Consider the following 22,297-nt stretch of genomic DNA (forward strand, 5'->3'; position numbering starts at 1 on the left):
AAATAACGCTTAATTGTGTAACACATTGTGAAAAACATCTTCATACTCAATTGTAAACTCAAATAAATAAGGAAGATCAATGGAAAAAGTAATAATTTTAACAATGTTCGTTCAAGTAACTCTCTCACTTATCGTAATGATTATAATGGGGAAAAGGCGCTTTGCTGCAGCTAAAAACAAACAGTTAAATTTAAGCGATTTTAAAACAATGCAATTAGATAAAGCTGGCGATACTGTTAGGGTTGCAGATAGAAATTTTTCGAATCAGTTTGAAATACCTGTGCTTTTTTACGTGGGTTGTTTACTTGCACTGCAACTAAATAGCGCCAGTACACTTGTGGCAATACTGGCCTGTTTATTTGTAGCAACACGTATTGTGCACAGTGTTATTCATTTAGGTGAAAACAACGTACGCGCACGTTTTAAAGTGTTTTTACTGGGTTGTGTTTGTGTGTTTTCAATTTGGCTTGCGATGGTTTGGCGGGTACTTGCTTTTTAAATTAACGTTTCTACTTTCTTAGTCATTGTAATTAAACGATGAGCGACGCGAGTTACGCCGCTCACAACATTTTATTTAGTACGTTTTAAACGCGGTAATACGAATAAAACCCCTGCTAAAATCCAAGCCATACTACCACCCGAACTGCTATCAGATTCAATTGGTGTAGTTGTATCCTCTTCATCAATCAACGTATTAAGCGTAACCGTTAAGCCTTTTGACGAGCGTGGATCGTCATCCAATACAACTACACTTTCTATAGAAACTAGATTGGTGCTGCTAATTGTTACATCACTGCTTGAACACTGCTCAGAACTAATACCTACAACGGGTCTATCACCACAATGAACTAACGCTGCAATATTATCTAGCGTGGCTTGGCTTGCCTCTGTTATTTGTCCAAATACAGTAAAACCCCCATTTTGGGTGTCTAATTGAGCACTGCCAACACTGTTATCCACAATATTAAAAAACCATTGGCTTGTGGCACTATTAGGATCGCCATCTACTTTCGCCATTGCAATAGTACCTTTAACATTTGAAAATACAGGTTCATTAATAATGGCAGGCTTAGTAGTAATTGGATCAAAGTCGTCAGAAAAAGTAAAACCCCCACCTTGAATAACAAAGTCACTCAGTGAACGGTGGATCACGGTTTGATTATAAGACTCATCATCAACGTAACTTAAAAAGTTTTCAACTGTTTTAGGCGTGTCTTGATCAAATAAATTAATCACAATAATACCTTGGCTAGTTTTCATTTCAACGATAGTTGCAGTGCTACTAAAGCTAGCAGCTGCCAATAGTGAACCAAGGAAAAGCTTCTTCATATTTAACTCCTGTTGTTATAATTGTTTAAATGCTTTGTTAATATAAAGATAGGTTATTATTACTCACTGAATAAATCGAGAGCAAATTGCATATTGATACAAATCAGACCGCATCGATAACATTTTAATTACATTGTTTTCGCTGTTTTAGCTATATTCTTTTAAGTTATATAAATCAAAACAGCTAAAGCTAAATCATCTTTCCCCTGTGTGTACTTTTGGTACTATCAAACAAAATAAAAAACACTGGTAATAATAATGTCAAACACACAACACACTATTTGTGACTTTGGTTTACACAGAGGCGAAGCTTACACAAAGCTACCCGCCAGCTTTTTAACGTGGATGATTGCAGCAAATCATGAAAAATCTGAATATGCGAGTAAAGAGTTAAAGCGCAGAGAAACTGCTGCGACAAGCCGTAATTAAGATGAAATGTAAATAAGTATGTTTTTTTCGCATAAAACTAGTTTAAACTAGCCACTCAATAAATTAAGTGGGCCTTAATAGACAGGTATTTTATGCGAATAATTATTTTATTTTCAGTTTTTTTAAGCGTACTTGGGTGTACATCGGCTACAACCGACTCAAGTGTAAGTAACTCTCCTGCAACTCAATATCTTACTGTACTTCACACTAACGATAACCACGGGCGTTTTTGGCAAAACGAAAAAGGCGAATACGGTATGGCCGCTCGCAAAACGTTAATTGACTCTTTACGCAATAAAGCTCAAAAGCAAGGTCATGCAGTACTACTACTCTCTGGTGGTGATATTAATACTGGCATTCCTGAGTCAGATTTACAAAAAGCAGAGCCTGACTTTAAAGGTATGTCTTTGATTGGTTACGATGCAATGGCATTAGGTAATCACGAATTCGACAACCCTATTGATGTTTTAAAGCAACAGCAAAAATGGGTGAATTTCCCTTTCCTATCAGCCAATATATTTGAAAAAGAGTCAGGCGAGCATGCGTTTGATAGTTACAAAATATTCAAAAAAAATGAATTAACTATTGCTGTTATTGGTTTAACAACAACCGACACAGCTAAAATTGGTAATCCTCAATATATTGGGCATTTAGAGTTTAAAGACCCTGTTGACGTTACCGCAAAGCTAGCTAAAGAAATAAAAGCTAAATATAACCCAGACATTACCATTGCGCTGACTCATATGGGTCATTATGTTGATGCTAGCTTTGGTATTAACGCACCCGGTGATGTAACACTTGCTCGCTCACTTCCTGCAAACACGCTTGATATGATCATTGGCGGTCATTCACAAGAACCTGTGTGTATGAGTGATACAAATGTAAATGATGATAACTTTAAACCTGGCCTTGCCTGTAAACCAGACCAGCAAAACGGTACTTACATTATGCAAGCCCATGAATGGGGTAAGTATGTTGGTAAAGCTGAGTTTAAGCTTGAAGACGGAAAATTGACGTTACTAGACTACAAACTTATGCCTGTTAATTTGTATGTAGATAAAGTACAAGCTGATGGCTCTACTAAAGAAGTATTAGCAAACGAGTACATTAAACCAGACTCTAAACTTGAATCTTATTTAGCGGTATACCAAGCTAAAGGCGCTAAACAAATTGAAGGTACCATTGGTGAAGTAGATGCTCGCTTAGAAGGTGACAGAAACAAAGTTCGTTACCAACAAACAAACCTTGCACGTGTAATTATTCAAGCTCAAATGGATGTAGTAAATGCAGACTTTGGATTAATAAGTGGCGGTGGTATTCGCAGCTCAATAGAGGCAGGTAAAGTAAGCTATAAAGATATTTTAAAAGTACATCCTTTCAAAAATCGTATTACTTATATGGATTGGCAAGGGAGTGATTTATGGGACTATTTAAATACAGTAACGAGCTTCCCACCGGATGCAGGTGCTTATTTGCAGTATCATAAACTATCGTTTGAACGTAAAAATGGCCAGCTAGTTAATGTGGTTATTAATGGGCAACCTTTGAATAAAAATAAAACGTACCGTATGAGTCTAAATAGCTATAACGCATCAGGCGGCGATGGCTATCCTACGCTTACAAATAAAAAAGGCTTTGTTAGTACAGACGAAACAGATGCTCAAGCACTTCAAGACTTTATATCAAAAAACAGCCCTCTTAAAACGGCTGAATTTACTCCTAAATAGCCTCTAATAATAGGAAAGTAACCTTGTTACTTTCCTATTATTTCAATACTGCCCTTTTTAATATTTGCCAGCCCATAACTATGCAGACGAGAGCGAGAACCCTCCCCGTATGCTTTAGGTGGGTAATATAACTCTTTTTCTTCAGGATACTCGCTGAGTACTTCATCTAATGCCGCACGTATTTCGCTCAGGGTTTTTTCTAGGCTATTATTAAAGTTAGGCCTTTTTCTAACCGTATGGCCGAGTTCGATCAACCTATAAAAATACTTGTTAGCAAGTTCTAGCAGTTCCCCTGGAACATCTTTATTATGACTAAGCGCTACATCATCGTTATTTGTACAATACTCTACAAGTGCTAAATAAAAGCACAATGGTTTATTGGCTAAACACATTTTTTGTTCTGTATTACAACTACTTGATAATGTTTTATCGTTAAGGTTAACAATAAGTATCAGCGGCGTAGGCTCTGCAATTGATTGATGCTGTGCATTATTAAACTGCTTATTGCTTTGTTTAATAAACGCAAATTTCACCCAAAAACTAATCAACACACTTAATACTAAAAATATAAAATAGTAAATAAAATGGCTCAATGAAAAGTGGGTGTGCTTAACGCTAAATACAACTAGTACAAACCCGCTGTTTGTACTCAAACTACGTATTATTTGGCTGGGCTTTAGAGGTGTTACCATTTCGCTCTTGGGTGCAATAGTAACAACCCTAAGATCATTCGTATTAATGTGGCTATTTAAGGTTTTAATGTAGCTGTTAACCGCGTCTTTATTACCTGAGTGTTTAAGCAGCTCATTTGATAAATCAAGTAAGGGTAAATCTAGTGCTATTTGCCTTTCTATCTGCGTAATTTTTTGTTTAGCTACTTGCTGGCTTTTTTGAGTTACAGAAACATAAAAGACAGACGATAAAATAAAAAACAAACTTATAATAACAAGTAATTGCTTATACTTACTCATCACCAACCTCCTCTTTTAAGCCTACTAAGCTGGCGCCACAGCGCCAAAATGGCTGGACGTTTTGATAGTAATGCAAACTTTGATCTTTAGACATATCAAGTAAGTTTTCCTGAACTGCACACAACAAATCAGTATTGTTTTGCCGCATTTTTAAATACCATCTTGTTCCAGAAATATTATTACTCAATGGCGTAATATAGTTTTTTGAAAAACGTTTTTCGTCGCTCTCTTTCCAAAAAGAGGCAATAATATCTACTTTTCCGTCGGCGAGTAAATCACGTAATTCGTTATGAGAGCTAGCATAAGTGATTTTTAAATTGGCTAAATTAATATCCAACTCTTTAAACGTTTGCTTTGGTAAAATATGCCCTGATCGGCTGGTCGGATAATCAAGTAAACCTATGCGCTTATCTAAAAAGTATTGTTTGGTGATCCGTGGTTTTTCTTTAGAAGATATAAAAAAAGCCGTGTAGTCAGAAAAACCAACAACGGGCTGGTAGTTATATGTAGACTCTGCTTTAAAGGCTGCCATAATATTATTTTTAGCCAAAATTAAGTCAGCAATTCCTTTACCAACAAACTCAAAGCTGTCTGCCGTTCTATATCCCCAATACCCTTTTACAGAGCCATATTGCTTAGTCACTACGTTGTCAAAGCATAACTTTTTTGTTAATAACTTGGCTATTTTTTTTGATTGTGTAAAAACAATTAATTGCCCTTTGTTACTTGTTGCAGTTGTTTGACACTCTGTTGAGGTTTCAATCATAACTGGAAAATGTAAATCATCGTTGTATACACTAACTTGACCGCAAACCCACGTAACGACCAATAATAGAAACAAAAATGTAACAATTAACATTTTGTGTAACACGATATTCTTAAAATTCAAAGCAATGCCACTCAAAAATAGACGATAGAGTGTATTTGAACAATTTTACTTACTTATTACAACAAGTAATTTTACCTGTTAAGCATAACCTATTGATTTAAAAGTAATGTGAATAAGAAACTATGAATTTTAATGAGTCCTTCCTATCAACGCGAAAAGTGAGGACAATTGACCGCATTAGCCTATAGCAACGCCATGAAACATTCATTTAGGAAGTTCTAATGCATAACAATATAAAGTACTCGATATCTTCTGCGCTTTTGATTAGTGCAATATTTACAAGCACTGACTCACATGCTTGGGGTCAAAATGGCCACCGTATTGTCGGGAAGATTGCAGAATCTCATATAAGTGAAACAACTAAAGCGGCAATACAACCCTACCTTGATGGCGAATCACTTGCACAAATATCAACGTGGCCTGATGAAATGCGCTCTGCCCCTGGCGAGTTTTGGCAAAAGAAATCATCTCGTTGGCATTATATTAATGCAGCACCAGGAAAATCTTTCAGCTTCAATCACGATCACACTAAAAATAAAGAGTCTGTAAGTAATATTCTTGAAGGCATCCACTATTCAATGCAAACACTCACTGATAAAAATAGCACCTTAGATGCCAAACAGTTCAGTTTGCGTTTTTTAGTACATTTGGTAGGCGATAGTCATCAACCATTTCATGCTGGTAGAGGTGAAGACAGAGGTGGTAACCGTATTAAGGTTTCATTTTTTAACGAAGAAACAAATCTTCATAGCCTTTGGGATACAAAACTAGTTGAAAACGAAAACTTGTCGTTCACTGAGTACGCACAATTTATTGATACAAATAACAGCGAGTTAATTGCACAGTATTTACAAAGCTCACCTATGACATGGGTTGAAGAATCTCATAATTTAGCCACAAAAATTTATAAATATACCAACAACGAAATTGGTTATAGCTACATATATAACAATACTCCAATTATAAAAACGCGCTTACAACAAGCGGGTATTCGATTAGCTGGATTACTAAATGCCTTATTTGACCCTTCTGCAAAAGAGTTAGAAACGGCACTGAAAATGACGACTGATAAATAAACTGTATTAAATTTATATAACCTACACACGGGAAATCAACATTATGACTAAGCTTCGCCTTTCGAAATTAACTAGAGCGGTAATTTTAGCTCTAGGTGTTTCTACAAGCGCAATGGCTGCTGATACTTCATCTGCAATGCGTGGTAAAATTACAACGCCTTCAGGTGGCAGTGCTGCAAACGTTAAAATCAAAGTAGTTCACCAACCAACGGGAACTATTAGCGAACTAACTACAAACGAAAGTGGTACGTTTATCGCTAATGGCTTACGTGTAGGTGGTCCTTACATGGTTATCATCGATTCTGATACGTTTAACGATACCACTGTTGAAAATATCTACTTGAACCTTGGTGAAACTTACCGTTTAAGCTCGCAGCTTGCTCCGCGAAATATCGAAAAGATTGAAGTATCTGGTTATAAAATCGTTCAACAATCAGGTGGCTCTAGCAGTACATTTGGCTCTGACACGATTGAAAATATGCCAAGCTTTAATCGTGATATTAAAGATATTGCGCGTTTAAACCCACTTGCCAGTATTAACGGTAATGGCGAGCTAACTTTTGCAGGTAGTAACCCTCGCTCGAATGGTTTAACTGTTGATGGCATCGGTCAAAATGACGACTTTGGCTTGAACTTCGGTGGCTACCCTACTTCTCAGCCTCCTGTAGCACTTGATGCTATTGAGCAAGTTTCTGTTGATGTATCTCCATTTTCGGCTTCTAAAGGTAACTTTGGTGGCGGTACTATTAACGCAGTAACAAAATCTGGTACAAATGAGTTTAAGTTCTCTGGCTTTTATGAAATATCTACTCCTGAGATAGCTGGTGACGTAAAAAGTATTCGTGAAGAAGATGAATTAGATCCATTAACAGGTCATAAAACTTATTCTTTTTATGATGTCGAGCCTATCCAGTCAGAAAAACGATATGGTTTTAACGTAGGTGGCGCTATCCTTGAAGATGAGCTGTTTTATTTTGTAAACTATTCTAAATGGTCAAGCGAACAAGACCTAGATTACGGCTTTGACGGCTCTGGTGCGGCTAACGAATTTAATACTACTAAAGCTAACTATAACCGTTTTATTTCTATTTTAAATAATGAATACGGCTTGACCGATTCATTAGCCGGCGCGCCTGAAGATACCAACGAAAGCTTATTAGTAAAACTAAGCTGGAATGCTAGCGATGAACATCGCCTAGATTTCACGTATCAGTGGCAAGACGATCAAGACGAGCGCAATAGCAGTAGCGGTGGTAACTCTGTTGTTATGCGATCTAACACTTACGCTTATGTTACTAAGTTTAATAATTTTTCAACTAAATTATACTCAGATTGGAGTGACAACTTCTCTACTGAGGTCGGCATTGCATATAAAGACGTAACTTCAAACAGCAATACACGTTCAAATATAGGCAGTGTTAGTGTCTATGAAGAAGAAATAAATGGTCGTGGTACAGGCGCTCAATTTGCTTTTGGTACAGACAGCACCCGCCACGCTAACGTATCTGAAACTAAAAACCTAACGCTTACGTTTGATGCAACCTATTTAATGGATGAGCATGAAATTAACTTTGGTGCGCAGTACGAGTCATTAAAACTTTATAACCTATTTGCCGAAGATTCATTAGGGTCGTGGCAGTTTAAAAGCTTAGATGATTTTGAAAACCGCATGGTAAGTTTTGAAGCTAAAGATTCGAAAAAAGATGAAAATGGTAACTACCCATACGCTTTTGAGTACAAAAATGCCTATACTAATAATTCATCTGATAAAGCTTATGATGTAACGCGTAACCAACTTGCGCTTTATATTGAAGATAAGTTTTACATTGGCGATGACTTAGAAATGACTGCTGGCATTCGTTACGAGCGCTTATCATCAGATGACAAACCAACGCTTAATGAAAACTTTGCTAATACCTATGGCTTTACTAATCAAGAGAACCTTGACGGACTAGATATTATTTTACCGCGTATTGGCTTCAAATATTATGCTACAGAAGCACTTACAATAAGTGGTGGTATTGGTCGCTTCCAAGGTGGGATACCAAACGTATGGTATAACAACTCATTCCAAGCTGACGGTATTACAGAGGTAACCGCTCCTTCTAGCGTGATCAACGAATACTTCGCGAATAACCAAGCTGATATTACGCAGGTACCTAATGAAATTAAAAACTCATTAGAAAAAGGCAGCGGCAGCGTTGCTTTTATAGACCCTAATTTTAAATTGCCTTCAAGTATTCGTACTCAAATTGGTTTTGAATATGAATTCGACTCTGAACTATTAGGTAATGGTTTTAAGTGGCAAGCAGAAATCGCTTACCATAAAAAAGAAAATGAAGCGGTATGGCACAATGCTTCAATTCAACCAGTTGGATTAGCAGCCGATGGTGAGCGTGTTATAAACCAAACTATTTACAACAATTTTGATAATGCTGATATCGTAATGACTAACTCATCTGAAGATGGTCGTTCAATTATTATCTCAACAGGCCTTGCTAAAGAATGGGACAACGGTTTATTTACCTCTTTTAGTTATGCACATCAAGACGTAACTGAATCTTCTATTGGTTCAGCATCGCAAGCTGAAGGTAACTACAAACATAATGTTACTGTTAACCGTAACGAGGACCTTGCTGCACGAGGCTCTTACGAAGTGGAACACAGTTTTAAAATTAATTTAGGTTACAATACTGAATTTTTCTCAGGCTACGCAACCAAATTTAATGTTTACTTTGAACGTCGCTCAGGTCGTCCATTTAGCTACACGATGAATATGTACCAAGATAGTGATTTAGGCGATACAAGTACGTTATACACTAACGGCGCATACTTACCTTACATTCCAACAGGAGCTGATGATTCTCTCGTAAACTGGAGTGAATCAGGAATGAATTGGAATCAGTTAGAGCAGCTGTTAAATAAAGCAGGTATATCTGAACGAGGCCAAATACTTGGTAAAAACACAGCGACTCAGCCTTGGGTAACAACCATGGATGTAAGTATCAAGCAAGAAATCCCTGGTTTTGCACAAGGCCACAGTGGTGAAATTTACTTCATGATTGATAACTTTGCCAATTTACTTAACAGTGACTGGGGAATCGAAAAGCGTTTAAGCTATGCAAACCAAACTATTTATGACTTTGGTGGTTTAGATGATGAAGGACGCTATATTATCGATACAGCATATGATGGCGCTGATGTGCGAAATTATTCGCAAATCAGTTCATCGTCATCCGCTTGGCAGGCTAAAATTGGTATAAGCTACAAATTTTAAGCATTAAAAACTACATCAATAGCTTGTTAAGTTATTTGTGAGTTACATTAAACCCATTGCAAATTTGTAATGGGTTTTTTTATATCCCACTTTCGATTTCACATGTTTGTCATAAAGCCCACGTAATATATACCCCGATATAGAGCTATTGCTCAAAAAAACACTAAAATAGACAAAATTAGTGCTATTTATTAAAAATATATTGCAGTTGTATTTTATTTGTAACGAATAAATGAGGTACACTAATAACGGATTTTGAATAAATGAACTTCAACTGTTTATTTTGAAAAATTTAAAATAAAAATATAAAAATTTAATTAATAACTACACGGGAAAATTAAATGAAAACTCAATTACGCAAAACAGCTCTTTCACTTGCTATAGCAGCATGTGTTGGTGTGAGTGGCGCTGCAATGGCTAACGAAACGTCATCATCTGTAAAAGGTCAAATTACAGGGCCAAATGGTAGTCCTGCGGTCGGTACTAAAATTACAGTTATACACGTCCCATCAGGTTCAACTAAAACGACAACAGTGAATGAAGCTGGTAGCTTTTCATCTAAAGGGTTACGTGTTGGTGGTCCATACAAAATAATTGTAGACTCAGATAAATTTCAAGATACTGAGCTTGAAAATATTTATTTAACACTAGGTCAAACCTATCCAGTTACTGTTGCTTTGAGTTCAGAACAAATGGAGCAAATTGTTGTAACAGGTGCACCTATTAGTTCTCAATCTGGTGGTACAGGCCCTGCGTCAACATTTTCATTAAGTGATTTAGAAAACAAACCAGCCATCAATCGCGATTTAAAAGATATAATCCGAGCAGACCCTCGAATTTACATTGACGAAACAAATGCTGGCGCGATTAATTGTGGTGGTGGTAACCCTCGCTTTAACAGCCTAACCCTTGATGGCGTTCGCATGAACGATAACTTTGGTTTAAATTCAAGTGGTTACCCTACAGAAAGAATCCCTTTTTCTTTTGATTCTATCGCTCAAGTTGCAGTAGAGCTTGCTCCATTTGATGTTCAGTACGGTGGCTTTACATCATGTAACATCAATGCAGTAACTAAATCTGGTACAAATGAACTTACTGGTGGTTTCTTCTATGATTACACTAATGACTCACTGTCTGGAGATTCAATTAAAGGTAATAAGCAGGATCTAGGCGATTACTCAGAAAAACGTTATGGCTTTAATGTAGGTCTTCCTCTTATAGAAGATAAGTTATTCCTATTTACATCATACGAAAAATTAGAAGGCGCAGAAATTTTTGAGTACTCACCTTTTGTAAATGGTCGTATAGATCAAGCGACTATTGATCGAGTAACACAAATAGCGATTGATAACTATGCATACGATCCAGGTTCTTTAATCCCAAGTATGCCTGTTGAAGATGAAAAAATCTTAGTGAAGTTAGATTGGAATATTAATGATTCCCATCGAGCAAGCTTTTTATACAATTACAATGATGGCTTTGCAATTTCACAATCAGACACTGGTTCAGAGCGTTTAGCTCTGTCTAACCATTTCTATGAACGTGGTGCAAAGTTAGAATCTTATGTAACTTCATTCTACTCTGATTGGACTGATAATTTTTCTACTGAAATCCGTGTAGGATACTCAAAGCTTGATAATCGTCAAAACTCTATAGATGCAGCATCAGGCTTTGGTGAATTCCAAATCAACACAGGTGATGTAACTGTTTACCTTGGTCCGGATGATTCACGTCAATCAAACAAACTTAATTACGATAACTTATCGCTTAAACTTGCCGGTACTTATTACTTAGAAGAGCATGAAATCTCGTTTGGCTACGAACGAGAGGAACTAGATGTTTTCAATTTATTTGTACAGCATAGTCAAGGTGAGTACCGTTTCAACTCTATAACAGATTTTGAAAGTGGTTTAGCTGATCGTATATATTACGGTAATGCGGCAAGTCAAAATCCAGATGATGCTGCTGGTGAGTTTAAATATGCTTTAAATACTTTATATGCTCAAGATAAATTTGATTTAGTTGACTACGATGTAACGTTTACTGTTGGTCTTCGTTATGACTGGTATACGAGTGATGATACTCCAACATTCAACCAAAATTTTGAAGACCGCTATGGTTATTCAAATAGTCAAAATCTTGATGGTGTTGATTTATTGCAACCTCGTTTAGGTGTTAACTGGATTTATAATGACCAATTAGAGTTACGTGGTGGTATTGGCTTATACTCAGGTGGTAATCCAAATGTGTGGATTTCTAACAGTTATTCGAACGATGGTGTGCGTAATGTCCAAGTTCGCGGTGACGATTTACAAATCTTAGGTGCTGACACGATAGCATTTAATGGCAATGGTCAACCTGGCTACGATATTCCTCAAAGTTTATATGATACTGTAGGGCTAGGTGGTGCAGATGCTGATGTAAATGTTACTGACCCTGATTTTGAAATTCCATCAGAGTGGAAGTTTTCACTAGGTGGTACCTATATCACTGAAGATAACTATGTATTTAACGTAGATTATTTATACACTGATAAGAGAAACTCAGCGATTGTTCAAAATTTAGCATATGAACAAACTGGAACGGCCCCTGATGGACGCCCTATTTATAATGGTGGTTCAGACTTCCTGTTAACAAACGTTGATGGTGACGATGCATACTCCCATATATTATCATTTGGTATGAGTAAATCGTTTGATAATGGAATTGATCTATCTCTTTCATATGCTTATACAGAGTCTAAAGACGTACATCCAATGACAAGCTCTGTGGCATTCTCTAATTACCATGGGATTGCTGTTTCTGACTCAGAAAACCCAGGTGTTGCTACATCAAATTATGAGATTCCACATCGCTTCACGATGTCATTAGCTTATAGCTATGAGCTATTTGACGGTTATGACACTAAATTTAACTTATTTGGCCAAGCATCGAAAACATCGCCGTATTCTTACTCATTCGAAAATGAAAATAATTTCACTTTTGGATATAATGATAATGCTCGTCAATTATTATATGTACCAACGGTTGACGATAGCACTGTTAGCTATGGACCTGATTTTGATTTAACAGCATTTAATGATTGGATTAGTAGTGAAGGTCTGAGCCGCGGTGAAATACTAGAGCGAAATAGTATTGATGGTGATTGGTGGGTTACTTTTGACTTAAAAGTAGAACAAGAGTTTGCAGGGTTTAAAGAAGGCCACAAAGGCGCTGCATACTTTACTATTGCCAATATTGGTAATATGTTAAATGATGACTGGGGTGTGTTAGAAAGCGGTTCATCTCTTCAAAGTGCCGTAACAGCTGATATTGTTGATGGTAAATATGTTTACAATAGCTTTAACAATCCAGCAGGAACAAGTATAGAAGTTAACCCTTCTCTTTGGGAAATGCGAGTAGGTATCAAATACGATTTCTAATTTAGAACTGTAACCTAAAACATCTTTTGAAAGCCCACTTCGGTGGGCTTTTTTATGCTTTTAATGTGTTATTTAACTTTTCAAAAATACTCACTAACACTTCGTGTTCATCATTAGTCAAAGTGCTTAGTAATTGCTTTTCCCAATTAAGTGCATCGGGTGCAATTTGTTCATATAAGCTTTGCCCTGCTTGGCTCAATGCAAGTAAGGCCACGCGTTTATCTTGCTCATTTAATTCACTCCTCATCAAACCTTTATCTATTAGTACTTTTATAGCCCTTGATACTGTTGATTTATCCATATTTGCTTGCGTGCATAAATCCTTTGCGTTGCTTTGGCCATACTGCGCTAAATTAGCAAGTATTCGCCACTGGGGAATATTTAAACCGTATTTAGTTTGATAAACCTCGGCAAAGTCGTTACTTACACGTGTTGCTACATTCGTTAATTGATAAGGTAAGAACGTTGCTAAATCAATTTTCATTTTTGGTTATCCCAGCTTTATAAGGCTTACTTTGGTGTTCATTAATATTTACACAGGTGCATAGTTGCACATTTGATATTAGTCTCACTTGAGAGTATCTTAACTGAAATAAAAATAATATTAAACCAACCCCCCTCTCACAGGAGTCAGTAATGGCGACACTATTAAGTTATATGACAGGTTTTGGTAATGAATTTGAAACACAAGCGCTACCCGGTGCACTGCCAATAGGACAATTTAGTCCACAAAAGGTTAAATACGATTTATACACCGAGCAATTTAGTTCGACTGCATTTACGGCTCCTCGCGCTTCAAATCGCCGCACTTGGTTTTACCGCCTTCGTCCTTCGGTAGTGCAAGGTGATTACCAAGCAATTGATAACGGCCTAATAAGAACAGCCCCAATCACTGAAGCAGTAACACCACCAACAATGCTACGTTGGAATCCTATTGATATGCCTTCACAGCCTACTGATTTTATTGATGGCTTGGTAACGATGGCTGCTAATGGCAGTGCTAATGGGCAATCTGGTATTGGTATCCATGTATATGTCGCTAATCAGTCAATGCAAGAGCGTTACTTTTGCAATGCCGATGGCGAAATGTTGTTTGTTCCTCAGCAAGGTGAGTTATTAATTCACACCGAGTGCGGTAAGTTAAGCATTAAACCAGGTGAAATTGCTGTAATTCCCAGAGGAATTAAGTTCTCTGTTGATTTAATTGACGATACCGCGCGTGGTTATATTTGTGAAAATTATGGCCATGCGTTAGAGCTTGCAGAGCGAGGACCTGTTGGTGCCAACGGTTATGCCAACGACAGAGACTTTCAATACCCTGTAGCTGCCTTTGAAGATAAAGAGGGTGACTTTGAACTTGTTTCTAAATTCAACGGTAATTTATTTAGCTGTGAAATAAAGCACTCTCCTTTTGATGTAGTTGCATGGACAGGAAATAGCTCACCCTATAAATACGACTTATCGCGTTTTAATGTAATGAATACAGTAAGTTTTGATCATCCCGACCCGTCTATATTCACTGTGCTAACCTCTCCTTCTGCTACTGAGGGTATGGCAAATGTCGATTTTGTGATATTTCCACCACGTTGGATGGTAGCCGAAAATACATTCCGCCCGCCGTATTATCACCGTAATATTATGAGTGAATTTATGGGCTTGATTGAGGGTGTGTATGATGCAAAAGAGCATGGTTTTGTACCTGGTGGTGCAAGTTTACACAATTGTATGTCGCCACATGGACCTGAAGCCGACGTATTTGAAAAAGCCTCAAATACTGAGCTTACACCACAAAAATACGAAAACACATTGGCCTTTATGTTTGAGTCGCGCTATATAATTTCACCGACAAAATATGCATTAGAAGGTAAAGAACGCCAACCAAACTACACCGATTGCTGGCGTACTATTAAAAAACAATTTACAGGTTCACAGGATTAATTATGAAATTATACAGCTACTTTCGCTCATCAGCGGCCTATAGGGTGCGTATAGCGCTTAACTTAAAAGCAATTGATCATGAACTTGCTATTGTTAACCTTTTAAAATCGGAGCAGCTTGGGGAAGAATACTTAGCTACGAATCCGCAAGGGTTACTACCTGCACTTGAAACCGATGACGGTGTATTAGCACAGTCACTTGCAATTCTGGAGTGGCTTGATGAAACTTATCCGCAATCGCCATTAATTACGGGGACTGCGTGGCAAAAAGCACAAATAAGAAATTTAAGCTTTGCCATTGCCTGCGATATTCATCCTGTTAATAATTTACGCGTGCTGAAGTATTTGTCGAACGAATTAGGTGTTGATGACGAGACTAAAAATAAGTGGTATCGACATTGGATAGAAGTTGGTTTTGAAAAAATAGAACTGATGCTAAACGAAAATGATGACTACTGTTTTGGTAATCAACCAACACTTGCTGACATTTGTTTAGTGCCGCAAGTATTTAATGCAATTCGTTTTAACGTAGATATGAGCGCTTATCCAAAAATTGCAGCCATTTACGAACACTGTAATAAATTAGCTGCATTTAATGATGCTGCACCGCAAAATCAACCCGATGCAAATTAAGCTAGTTTAGTAACTAACCAGAGTTCAGGTTAGCTAACTTTGTAGCGCACTATGAATAACCGTAATGTGGTCAATTAAATCTAAGCCCAGATCAGTTAAATATCCGCCATCTGGGCTATTTATGATCCCTTTTTCGAATAAGCGTTGCGCTGCACTAAGTAAGCTTGGCTCTGCGTCTGAATGTAATTTGATACCCTGCATTTTACTGTCGCGAGGAAACTTTGCTAATAGTGTGAATTCTTCGATCATTGTTTGATTAAATTGCATGTGCGCGCACCTTTTTATTGTTCTGCGTATAACTAAGTTTATAATTAAAATAACATTATGTACTTTACACTAGCACGTTTTTTAGCTTAATGTATTATTTTTAACCACTCTCTATTTGAAGGTCTCTAATGCGCAACTTTTTAATTCTATGCTTTTGTTTTAGCAGTTTATCGTATTCAATAATTAGTGAAGCAACAACGCTCAAAACCCATTCAATTGTTGACGCAAGCCAGTTTGTAAACGAAGGGTCTAGTTGTTGGTTCGACAACAAACGCTATAGCGAGGGTGCATTAATACAAATCCACTCATTTACACTTTTGTGTGGAGCTAAAAACCCTCAACACAGTAACAGCGAGTTAATCTGGCTGAAAATAGATAAACAGGGTAATGCTATTTACCCAACAGCTCCTAAAAAAATCACTGTGAATTAGCGCTAAAAGCTGATTTGAGCTACAATGCACGCAGTTTAAATAAGTAGTATGGCTATGGATAATCAACCTAAAAACCCTTTACATGGGGTAACGTTAGAACAAATACTTGTTGAGTTAGAACAGCGACTTGGCTGGAGAACACTTGGCGAGCAAGTAAAAATCAAATGCTTTACTGATCAACCGAGCATTAAATCGAGTTTAAAGTTTTTGCGTAAAACGCCTTGGGCTCGCGATAAAGTGGAAGCACTTTATATTCACACTATAAATAACAAACCTATTCGTAGACCAAAAAGTGCGCCGAGAGAAACATCTTCTCAAGCCCCGGATACAACAGGGTTTGTTTGGCCATCAATTAAAAAATGATGTAAAAAAGGAGCTAATTTAGCTCCTTTTTTGATTGTAATTAGCGCGATTTATTGCTCTTTGCAAATCACATTTAATGAGGCCGGCTCAATAGTAATAACGAGTTTGTGAGCAGTTTTAACTTCACCGTCAAGTACGTACTTAAGCTCTCCTTCACCTGTCACCTCGACTCTTTTTGCATTTGTATGATGCGAATTTATAGCTAAATGTGTTTGCGTTAAACTGCTAAACATCAGTTCTGCAATACTCAATATTGTCGTAGAATTTTCATTATTTGGTGTTAGCCAATTTACATCAAGAAGCCCGTCACTATGATCTGGCTGCCCACCACCTTGAGCCAATAACGTTGTAAAAGGCGCAGCATTAGCCACAATAAAGCTATTTGTACATATTTCTTTCGGCTCATTATCATCGAGTTTTACACTAAGTAGCTGTGATTTTTGCTCACCAAAGGCTTCAAAAAAACCATTTAAGTAGGCAAGTTGCCCCGATTTATTTTTCGACTCTCTATCTGCTTTTTCAATCATTGATTGCTCAAAACCAATGCCCGCTAATAAAAGTACTAATTCGTTATTACAATAAGCGGTATCTATTGTGCTTGTTTGACCATCAATTATTAAATCACAGGCTTGTTCAACAGGAATAAATTTAGAGCTAATCCCCATCAATACATGCGCAAGTGCATTTGCAGTCCCCATTGGTATAATACCTAGCTTACATTGTGTATTTACAAGTACGCTTGCAACTTCGGCCACTGTACCATCGCCTCCACACGCTATTATCATGTCTGGTTTTTGCGTAATCGCTTGTTTAGCAAGCTCAATACCGTTAACGTCATGTGAAGTAGTAAGTACTTTTAAATCGTAATAGGCCGATAACCGCGCAACAATTAAGTGCTCTTTTTCTTGCCATAATCGTGTACCAGATACTGGATTTGCAATTAAAACTGCTTTGTTTTTAATCAGCAGCTCGCCTTTTTTATGACGCTTAGCTAAATGACGAAGTTGATGCTTATTTAAGTTTGCGGTTTCGCGGGTTTCCTTTATTTGTGCAAGTACTTCATGTACATCTGCATTTTTGTTTTGACTCAATAAATAAGCCGCCATTACAAAAACAGAGCGCCCACGGCCTAAAGCACAATGTACAACTACGCGACGGTTTTCTTTAATATGATGATGTATCCAATTAATAGCCTGATTTAACTGAGAATGGGTAGGAATACTATGATCGAGCACCGGAATGTTTAAGTAATTTATATTCTCTTGTGTTGAACTCCACTCGAGTCCGTCAAATTCACACGTAACGTCTAAAATTGCAGTAATTCCGTTATCTTTTAATGTGTCTATGTCTGAGGGAAATAATCGGCAAGCTAAAAATAGGTTTTCGTTTATTTTTTGAATTGGCGGCACTTTATCGCGCTTACGTGACCAGGCATTATAAATTTGCACACCAAATAAAAATGGCACAAACGCCCAACGTATATAAAATGGGATCACCCCATTTTCACGTTTTCTAAATATTTTTGCTGTATTAAAAATATATGCGGTACTCACTAATAAAAGTGACAGTGCAGTCCAATAAAAAACAATAGCAAAGTAAACAGAGTTTACTTCCCAACCAATAAAAATAAGTAGTAATGCTAAAAGTGAATAACCAATTGCAGCCCACATAGTTTCTCCTTTGTGTAAATAATTCCGATTTTCTAATTTTAATTTAAACGGCTTTATGTACTCTTTTGCAAATATCACGCCATATAAATGGCATTTTAAATTCAAATTAAAATTATAAGCTATTGATATATAATGTTAATAATAAAATAAATTTAAGTGCAATCTGCTCTTTGTGCATTTTTTACAAACATGTGAATAAATTATACTTACACGTCTAAATTTCAAACACTGATCGGTTATTGCTTGTACTAACGTATAAAGCAGCTAATCTAAAAATCAATTAAATTTTTTGCATCCAAATCACACTCTCAACCGTTTACTCAATGATAATAAGAAAAACAGGACCCCTATGGATAACGATGATTTACTCCCTCTTTTGTGCGCAACAGCACAAGGAGACAAAAATGCTTTCTCAAGTTTATATCAACAAACTAGCGGCAAACTTTTTGCTATTAGTTTAAATATGCTCACTAACAGAGCTTATGCGGAAGAGGCACTACAAGACGCTTTTATAAAAATTTGGCATAACGCATCTGAATATAACGCCTCTAAAGGCACCGTTATTAGTTGGATGATAAGTATAGTTAGGTATAGAAGTCTTGACTCACTGCGCTATCACAAAGTACGAAAAGAGCAGTCGTTAGGCGATGACGAATATGAAAATGAAAGTGTTGACGTTAATTACGATGAAGAAACAAAACTGGTTAATTGTATCGAACAGCTTGAGCCGCAACAAAAACAAGCTATTCACTTAGCTTATTATAAGGGGCTGAGTCATAGCGAGTTAGTGGATCATATAGAAACGCCGTTAGGTACAGTTAAAAGCTGGATCAGGCGTGGGCTTATGCAGCTACAAAGGTGTTTAACATTATGAATTATAATAAACCCGAACTATTAGACGCGCTTGCTGGGCAGTACGTGCTTGGCACACTTAGAGGGCTTGCCCGTAAGCGTTTTCAGCGTCTGTTACTTAACTCAAATCAAGCACGTGAAGCAACAAGTCTATGGGAGCAAAACCTAAACAACTTAGCGAGTGCTATTACACCGCAAACGCCACGTGACGATGTATGGGTAAATATACTACAGCGTATTGAAAACAGGCCACAAACAAGTAAAACAGTCATACATACCAAGCCTTCAATTTGGCGTACATGGTCTTTTGTGGCAACTGCTGCGTGTATTGTTTTAGCCTTTTTGGTTATTCAACCTAGTACCAATGTTATGCACACTCAACAAATTGCTTTGGTTCAAAATCAAGATAAACAATCATTATGGTTTATTGATGTAAGCGAGCAAGGGCTCTCAATTAAAGCCAGTAGCCAATTGGTTGCCCAAACTAATAAAGATTATGAGTTGTGGATGATTTTAAAAGGGCAAGATGCACCTATTTCACTGGGTTTACTTCCCAAGCAAGGCAGTAAAATATTATTAAAAGATAACCGTTTTAACGCAAGTGATATTGCATTGCTAGCCGTAAGCTTAGAACCTATTGGCGGCTCACCAAATGGTTCTCCTACTGAAGTGCTTTACACCACAGAGCTAGTACTTTTATAACCCTACTATTATGACCAAAGTTGGCTGCTTACATAAAGCAGCCAACCTTCTTCAAAACTTTATTAACAAAAAATAAAAATAATTTAACTTTTTTGCATCCAATTTAAATCCTGCCCCGTTATTAGCTATGACTTCAATCAAAACTAAAGGACAAAGTCATGAAAGCTTTAACTCCATCAATACTCGCAGTAGTAATATGTAGTACGTTTGTAAGTGCACCAAGTGAAGCATCAAGCCACAGAGAAGCGCCAAATATAAGCCGTTTCCCGACTTTAGATTCAACCGATTTTTATGTATTTAATAGTTACGAGCAAGGTCGTGATGATTTTGTAACATTAATTGCTAACTATATCCCGCTGCAAGATGCATACGGCGGTCCTAATTACTTTGCAATGGACCCAGATGCTACCTACAGCATTCATATAGATAACGACGGCGATGCTGTTGAAGATATTACATTTGCGTTTAACTTTAAAAGCATGCTTCCTAATGATAACCAAGGTGTGCAATTAACTGTTGGACCTGAAGGTAATCAACGCACCGTGTCTGTACCACTTAAAAATGTAGGCGGTGTATCTGCCGGTGATGACAGCGCTGCAAATTTTAGCGAATCATACACAATGAGCATGATTAGTGGCGCACAGCGTACTGGCGAAACAACGCTACTAAACAACACAGCATCAAACTCAAGTACATTTTCTAAACCACTTGATTATGTGGGCAATAAAACATTTGGTTCAATGAGCGATTACCAAACTTACGCTGACCAATTTGTGTATCAGGTTTCAATTCCTAACTGTGAAAGCATGGCACAAGTTTTTGTAGGACAGCGTAAAGACCCGTTTGTAGTTAACCTAGGTAAAACATTTGATTTAGTTAACTATGTACCTGTAGAGGGTGACAGCGCCCCTGGTGCTGGTGACGGCGGTGGTTTTCCAGGTGGTATAACGCAATCGGCTGATAACGACGATCTTGCAGATAAGAACGTCACATCAATCGCTATCGAAATACCAAAGAGTTGTATTGTTGGTGAAGGTAACGGTGTAATTGGCTCGTGGACAACAGCAAGCTTACCTCAAGCACGTGTATTAAACCCAAATGCTAAATTTGCAAATAATGCTGTAAACGGTGGTGCATTAACTCAGGTTTCACGCCTAGGTAACCCACTTGTAAATGAGCTTGTAATTGGCATTAAAGATAAAGACACATTCTCAACAGCGCACCCGAAAGATGATGCACAATTTTTAGATTATGTATCTCACCCTGCACTACCAGAGTTATTAAATATTTTATTTAAAGATGCTGTTAATACAACACTAGATACTAACTTTGAAACGCTGGCACCCACTAACTTCCCGCGTACTGATTTAATCACTGCATTTTTAACGGGTTTTGCAGACGTTAATCAGCAAGCAACGGTAACACCTTCAGAAATGCTGCGTTTAAACACAGCCATAGTAGCAACAGCGCAAGCTGATCAATCTGCATTTGGTGTAGCTGGTAATGACTTAGCTGGTTTCCCAAATGGTCGTCGCCCAGGTGATGATGTGGTTGATATTGCACTGCGCGTTGTGATGGGTCGTTTATGTCATCCTATTCCTGTAAATGGCGAAGACACTGACTTAGGCCTTTGTACACCAGAGGATGCTAATACGGGTACAGTTCCATTTACTGATGGCGCACCTGTTGATGCAACAATGATGGACTCAACATTCCCATACCTTGCAACACCTATTGCAGGATCTAAATAAGGAGTTAACTAATGCGTAATTTAAAAACTACCCATATTTGTGTTCTCCTCAGTGCATTAACATTGGGTGCATGTAGTAGCGATGACGATAAAAAACAACCTACACCGGTTGTAAACACCGCACCTACAGCAATCGATGCAATGCTGACAACACAAACTGAAGTAAGCATTACCGATATGCTTAGCGCGAGCGATAACGATGGCGATTCACTTACTTACTCGTTAACAAGTGAGCCAACACTCGGTACTGTTACCGTTAATAGCGACGGTAATTTTACCTATACACCAAATAAAGAAGCGACAGGTTCAGATAGCTTTATGTTTGGTGTAAGTGATGGTGTTAATTCGCAAGTTACTGCCACAATAATTATTACGATTGAGGCGCTGCAAGTTGACTTTGCTCAATTTGCAGCCGATGCATTTAATCAAAGCCCGAATGCAGAGCCGCTATCAGTCAATGGTCGCGTGTTTACAAACTCCGATACCGATGTTGATGGATTAATTTCAACAAACGGTAACTAAATTAGCAACTAAACAAGTAATTAAGCTGACAGGCCATGGATGGCTTTTTT

Annotated in this window: 20 protein-coding genes; 14 read left to right on the forward strand and 6 right to left on the reverse strand. The window is 37.5% G+C overall.

What is annotated here, in order from left to right; all coding sequences use genetic code 11:
- The first annotated feature begins 79 nt into the window (after positions 1-79).
- Positions 80-499 carry an MAPEG family protein gene (locus tag I6F40_RS13070; protein WP_166377183.1) on the forward strand — a complete coding sequence of 140 codons (420 nt, stop codon included), beginning with the start codon at positions 80-82 and terminating at the stop codon, positions 497-499.
- A 71-nt stretch (positions 500-570) separates the two neighbouring features.
- On the opposite strand, the gene I6F40_RS13075 is transcribed toward I6F40_RS13070, so the two are convergent.
- Positions 571-1,329, reverse strand: coding sequence for a peptidylprolyl isomerase (locus I6F40_RS13075; protein WP_166377181.1), 759 nt, complete (start codon positions 1,327-1,329; stop codon positions 571-573).
- 258 nt (positions 1,330-1,587) lie between these two features.
- On the opposite strand from I6F40_RS13075, the gene I6F40_RS13080 reads away from it, so the two are divergent.
- Both I6F40_RS13080 and ushA read left to right on the forward strand, forming a co-directional pair.
- The gene (locus tag I6F40_RS13080) at positions 1,588-1,758 is read left to right on the forward strand and encodes a hypothetical protein (protein ID WP_010553952.1); all 171 of its coding nucleotides are present in this window, start codon (positions 1,588-1,590) and stop codon (positions 1,756-1,758) included.
- A 92-nt stretch (positions 1,759-1,850) separates the two neighbouring features.
- Positions 1,851-3,485: a bifunctional UDP-sugar hydrolase/5'-nucleotidase UshA gene (gene ushA, locus I6F40_RS13085; RefSeq protein WP_166377179.1), complete on the forward strand. Its 1,635-nt coding sequence runs from the start codon at positions 1,851-1,853 to the stop codon at positions 3,483-3,485.
- Positions 3,486-3,511: 26 nt separating this feature from the next.
- On the opposite strand, the gene I6F40_RS13090 is transcribed toward ushA, so the two are convergent.
- Together I6F40_RS13090 and I6F40_RS13095 are read right to left on the reverse strand one after the other, a co-directional pair.
- Positions 3,512-4,456, reverse strand: coding sequence for a hypothetical protein (locus I6F40_RS13090; protein ID WP_166377177.1), 945 nt, complete (start codon positions 4,454-4,456; stop codon positions 3,512-3,514).
- Positions 4,449-5,315 carry a hypothetical protein gene (locus I6F40_RS13095; protein ID WP_197193046.1) on the reverse strand — a complete coding sequence of 289 codons (867 nt, stop codon included), beginning with the start codon at positions 5,313-5,315 and terminating at the stop codon, positions 4,449-4,451. Before I6F40_RS13095 ends, I6F40_RS13090 begins: the two co-directional genes overlap by 8 nt.
- 251 nt (positions 5,316-5,566) lie before the next feature.
- On the opposite strand from I6F40_RS13095, the gene I6F40_RS13100 reads away from it, so the two are divergent.
- The 3 genes from I6F40_RS13100 to I6F40_RS13110 all read left to right on the forward strand — a co-directional run bounded on the left by I6F40_RS13100 (position 5,567) and on the right by I6F40_RS13110 (position 13,120).
- Positions 5,567-6,421, forward strand: coding sequence for a S1/P1 nuclease (locus I6F40_RS13100; protein ID WP_197193045.1), 855 nt, complete (start codon positions 5,567-5,569; stop codon positions 6,419-6,421).
- 43 nt (positions 6,422-6,464) lie between these two features.
- Positions 6,465-9,698, forward strand: a complete 3,234-nt coding sequence (locus I6F40_RS13105) for a TonB-dependent receptor (RefSeq protein ID WP_166377171.1) — start codon at positions 6,465-6,467, stop codon at positions 9,696-9,698.
- Positions 9,699-10,039: 341 nt separating this feature from the next.
- Positions 10,040-13,120 carry a TonB-dependent receptor gene (locus I6F40_RS13110; protein WP_166377169.1) on the forward strand — a complete coding sequence of 1,027 codons (3,081 nt, stop codon included), beginning with the start codon at positions 10,040-10,042 and terminating at the stop codon, positions 13,118-13,120.
- A 52-nt stretch (positions 13,121-13,172) separates the two neighbouring features.
- Here I6F40_RS13110 and I6F40_RS13115 read toward each other — a convergent pair whose 3' ends face one another.
- Positions 13,173-13,604 carry a MarR family winged helix-turn-helix transcriptional regulator gene (locus I6F40_RS13115; RefSeq protein ID WP_166377167.1) on the reverse strand — a complete coding sequence of 144 codons (432 nt, stop codon included), beginning with the start codon at positions 13,602-13,604 and terminating at the stop codon, positions 13,173-13,175.
- A gap of 152 nt (positions 13,605-13,756) precedes the next feature.
- Here I6F40_RS13115 and hmgA point away from each other — a divergent pair, with 152 nt between their 5' ends.
- Both hmgA and maiA read left to right on the forward strand, forming a co-directional pair.
- Entirely contained in the window at positions 13,757-15,058 is a 1,302-nt protein-coding gene (gene hmgA, locus I6F40_RS13120) for a homogentisate 1,2-dioxygenase (RefSeq protein ID WP_166377165.1), read from the forward strand.
- 2 nt (positions 15,059-15,060) lie between these two features.
- On the forward strand, positions 15,061-15,690 hold the full coding sequence (gene maiA / locus I6F40_RS13125; protein WP_166377163.1) for a maleylacetoacetate isomerase: 630 nt from the start codon (positions 15,061-15,063) through the stop codon (positions 15,688-15,690).
- A 33-nt stretch (positions 15,691-15,723) separates the two neighbouring features.
- Here maiA and I6F40_RS13130 read toward each other — a convergent pair whose 3' ends face one another.
- A complete protein-coding gene (locus I6F40_RS13130; protein ID WP_166377161.1) occupies positions 15,724-15,957 on the reverse strand; it encodes a TIGR02647 family protein in 234 nt (77 codons plus the stop codon).
- Positions 15,958-16,085: 128 nt separating this feature from the next.
- On the opposite strand from I6F40_RS13130, the gene I6F40_RS13135 reads away from it, so the two are divergent.
- Both I6F40_RS13135 and I6F40_RS13140 read left to right on the forward strand, forming a co-directional pair.
- The gene (locus I6F40_RS13135; RefSeq protein ID WP_166377159.1) at positions 16,086-16,388 is read left to right on the forward strand and encodes a DUF1496 domain-containing protein; all 303 of its coding nucleotides are present in this window, start codon (positions 16,086-16,088) and stop codon (positions 16,386-16,388) included.
- Positions 16,389-16,442: 54 nt separating this feature from the next.
- Positions 16,443-16,751: a VF530 family DNA-binding protein gene (locus I6F40_RS13140; protein ID WP_010553962.1), complete on the forward strand. Its 309-nt coding sequence runs from the start codon at positions 16,443-16,445 to the stop codon at positions 16,749-16,751.
- A gap of 50 nt (positions 16,752-16,801) precedes the next feature.
- Here I6F40_RS13140 and I6F40_RS13145 read toward each other — a convergent pair whose 3' ends face one another.
- Positions 16,802-18,421, reverse strand: a complete 1,620-nt coding sequence (locus I6F40_RS13145) for a diacylglycerol kinase family protein (RefSeq protein ID WP_166377157.1) — start codon at positions 18,419-18,421, stop codon at positions 16,802-16,804.
- A 349-nt stretch (positions 18,422-18,770) separates the two neighbouring features.
- Between I6F40_RS13145 and I6F40_RS13150 the strand changes: the two genes are divergently transcribed.
- The 4 genes from I6F40_RS13150 (at position 18,771) to I6F40_RS13165 (ending at position 22,247) form a co-directional block, all read left to right on the forward strand.
- Positions 18,771-19,295, forward strand: coding sequence for a sigma-70 family RNA polymerase sigma factor (locus tag I6F40_RS13150; RefSeq protein WP_007582398.1), 525 nt, complete (start codon positions 18,771-18,773; stop codon positions 19,293-19,295).
- Positions 19,292-19,975, forward strand: a complete 684-nt coding sequence (locus I6F40_RS13155) for an anti-sigma factor (protein ID WP_166377155.1) — start codon at positions 19,292-19,294, stop codon at positions 19,973-19,975. Before I6F40_RS13150 ends, I6F40_RS13155 begins: the two co-directional genes overlap by 4 nt.
- A 158-nt stretch (positions 19,976-20,133) precedes the next feature.
- Positions 20,134-21,726: a DUF4331 domain-containing protein gene (locus I6F40_RS13160; protein ID WP_166377152.1), complete on the forward strand. Its 1,593-nt coding sequence runs from the start codon at positions 20,134-20,136 to the stop codon at positions 21,724-21,726.
- 11 nt (positions 21,727-21,737) lie between these two features.
- Complete coding sequence (locus I6F40_RS13165) at positions 21,738-22,247, forward strand: Ig-like domain-containing protein (RefSeq protein ID WP_166377150.1); 510 nt, start codon at positions 21,738-21,740, stop codon at positions 22,245-22,247.
- Positions 22,248-22,297 lie beyond the last annotated feature (50 nt).

Source organism: Pseudoalteromonas sp. SWXJ133 (genome assembly GCF_015864365.1).
GTDB classification, from domain to species: domain Bacteria; phylum Pseudomonadota; class Gammaproteobacteria; order Enterobacterales; family Alteromonadaceae; genus Pseudoalteromonas; species Pseudoalteromonas arctica.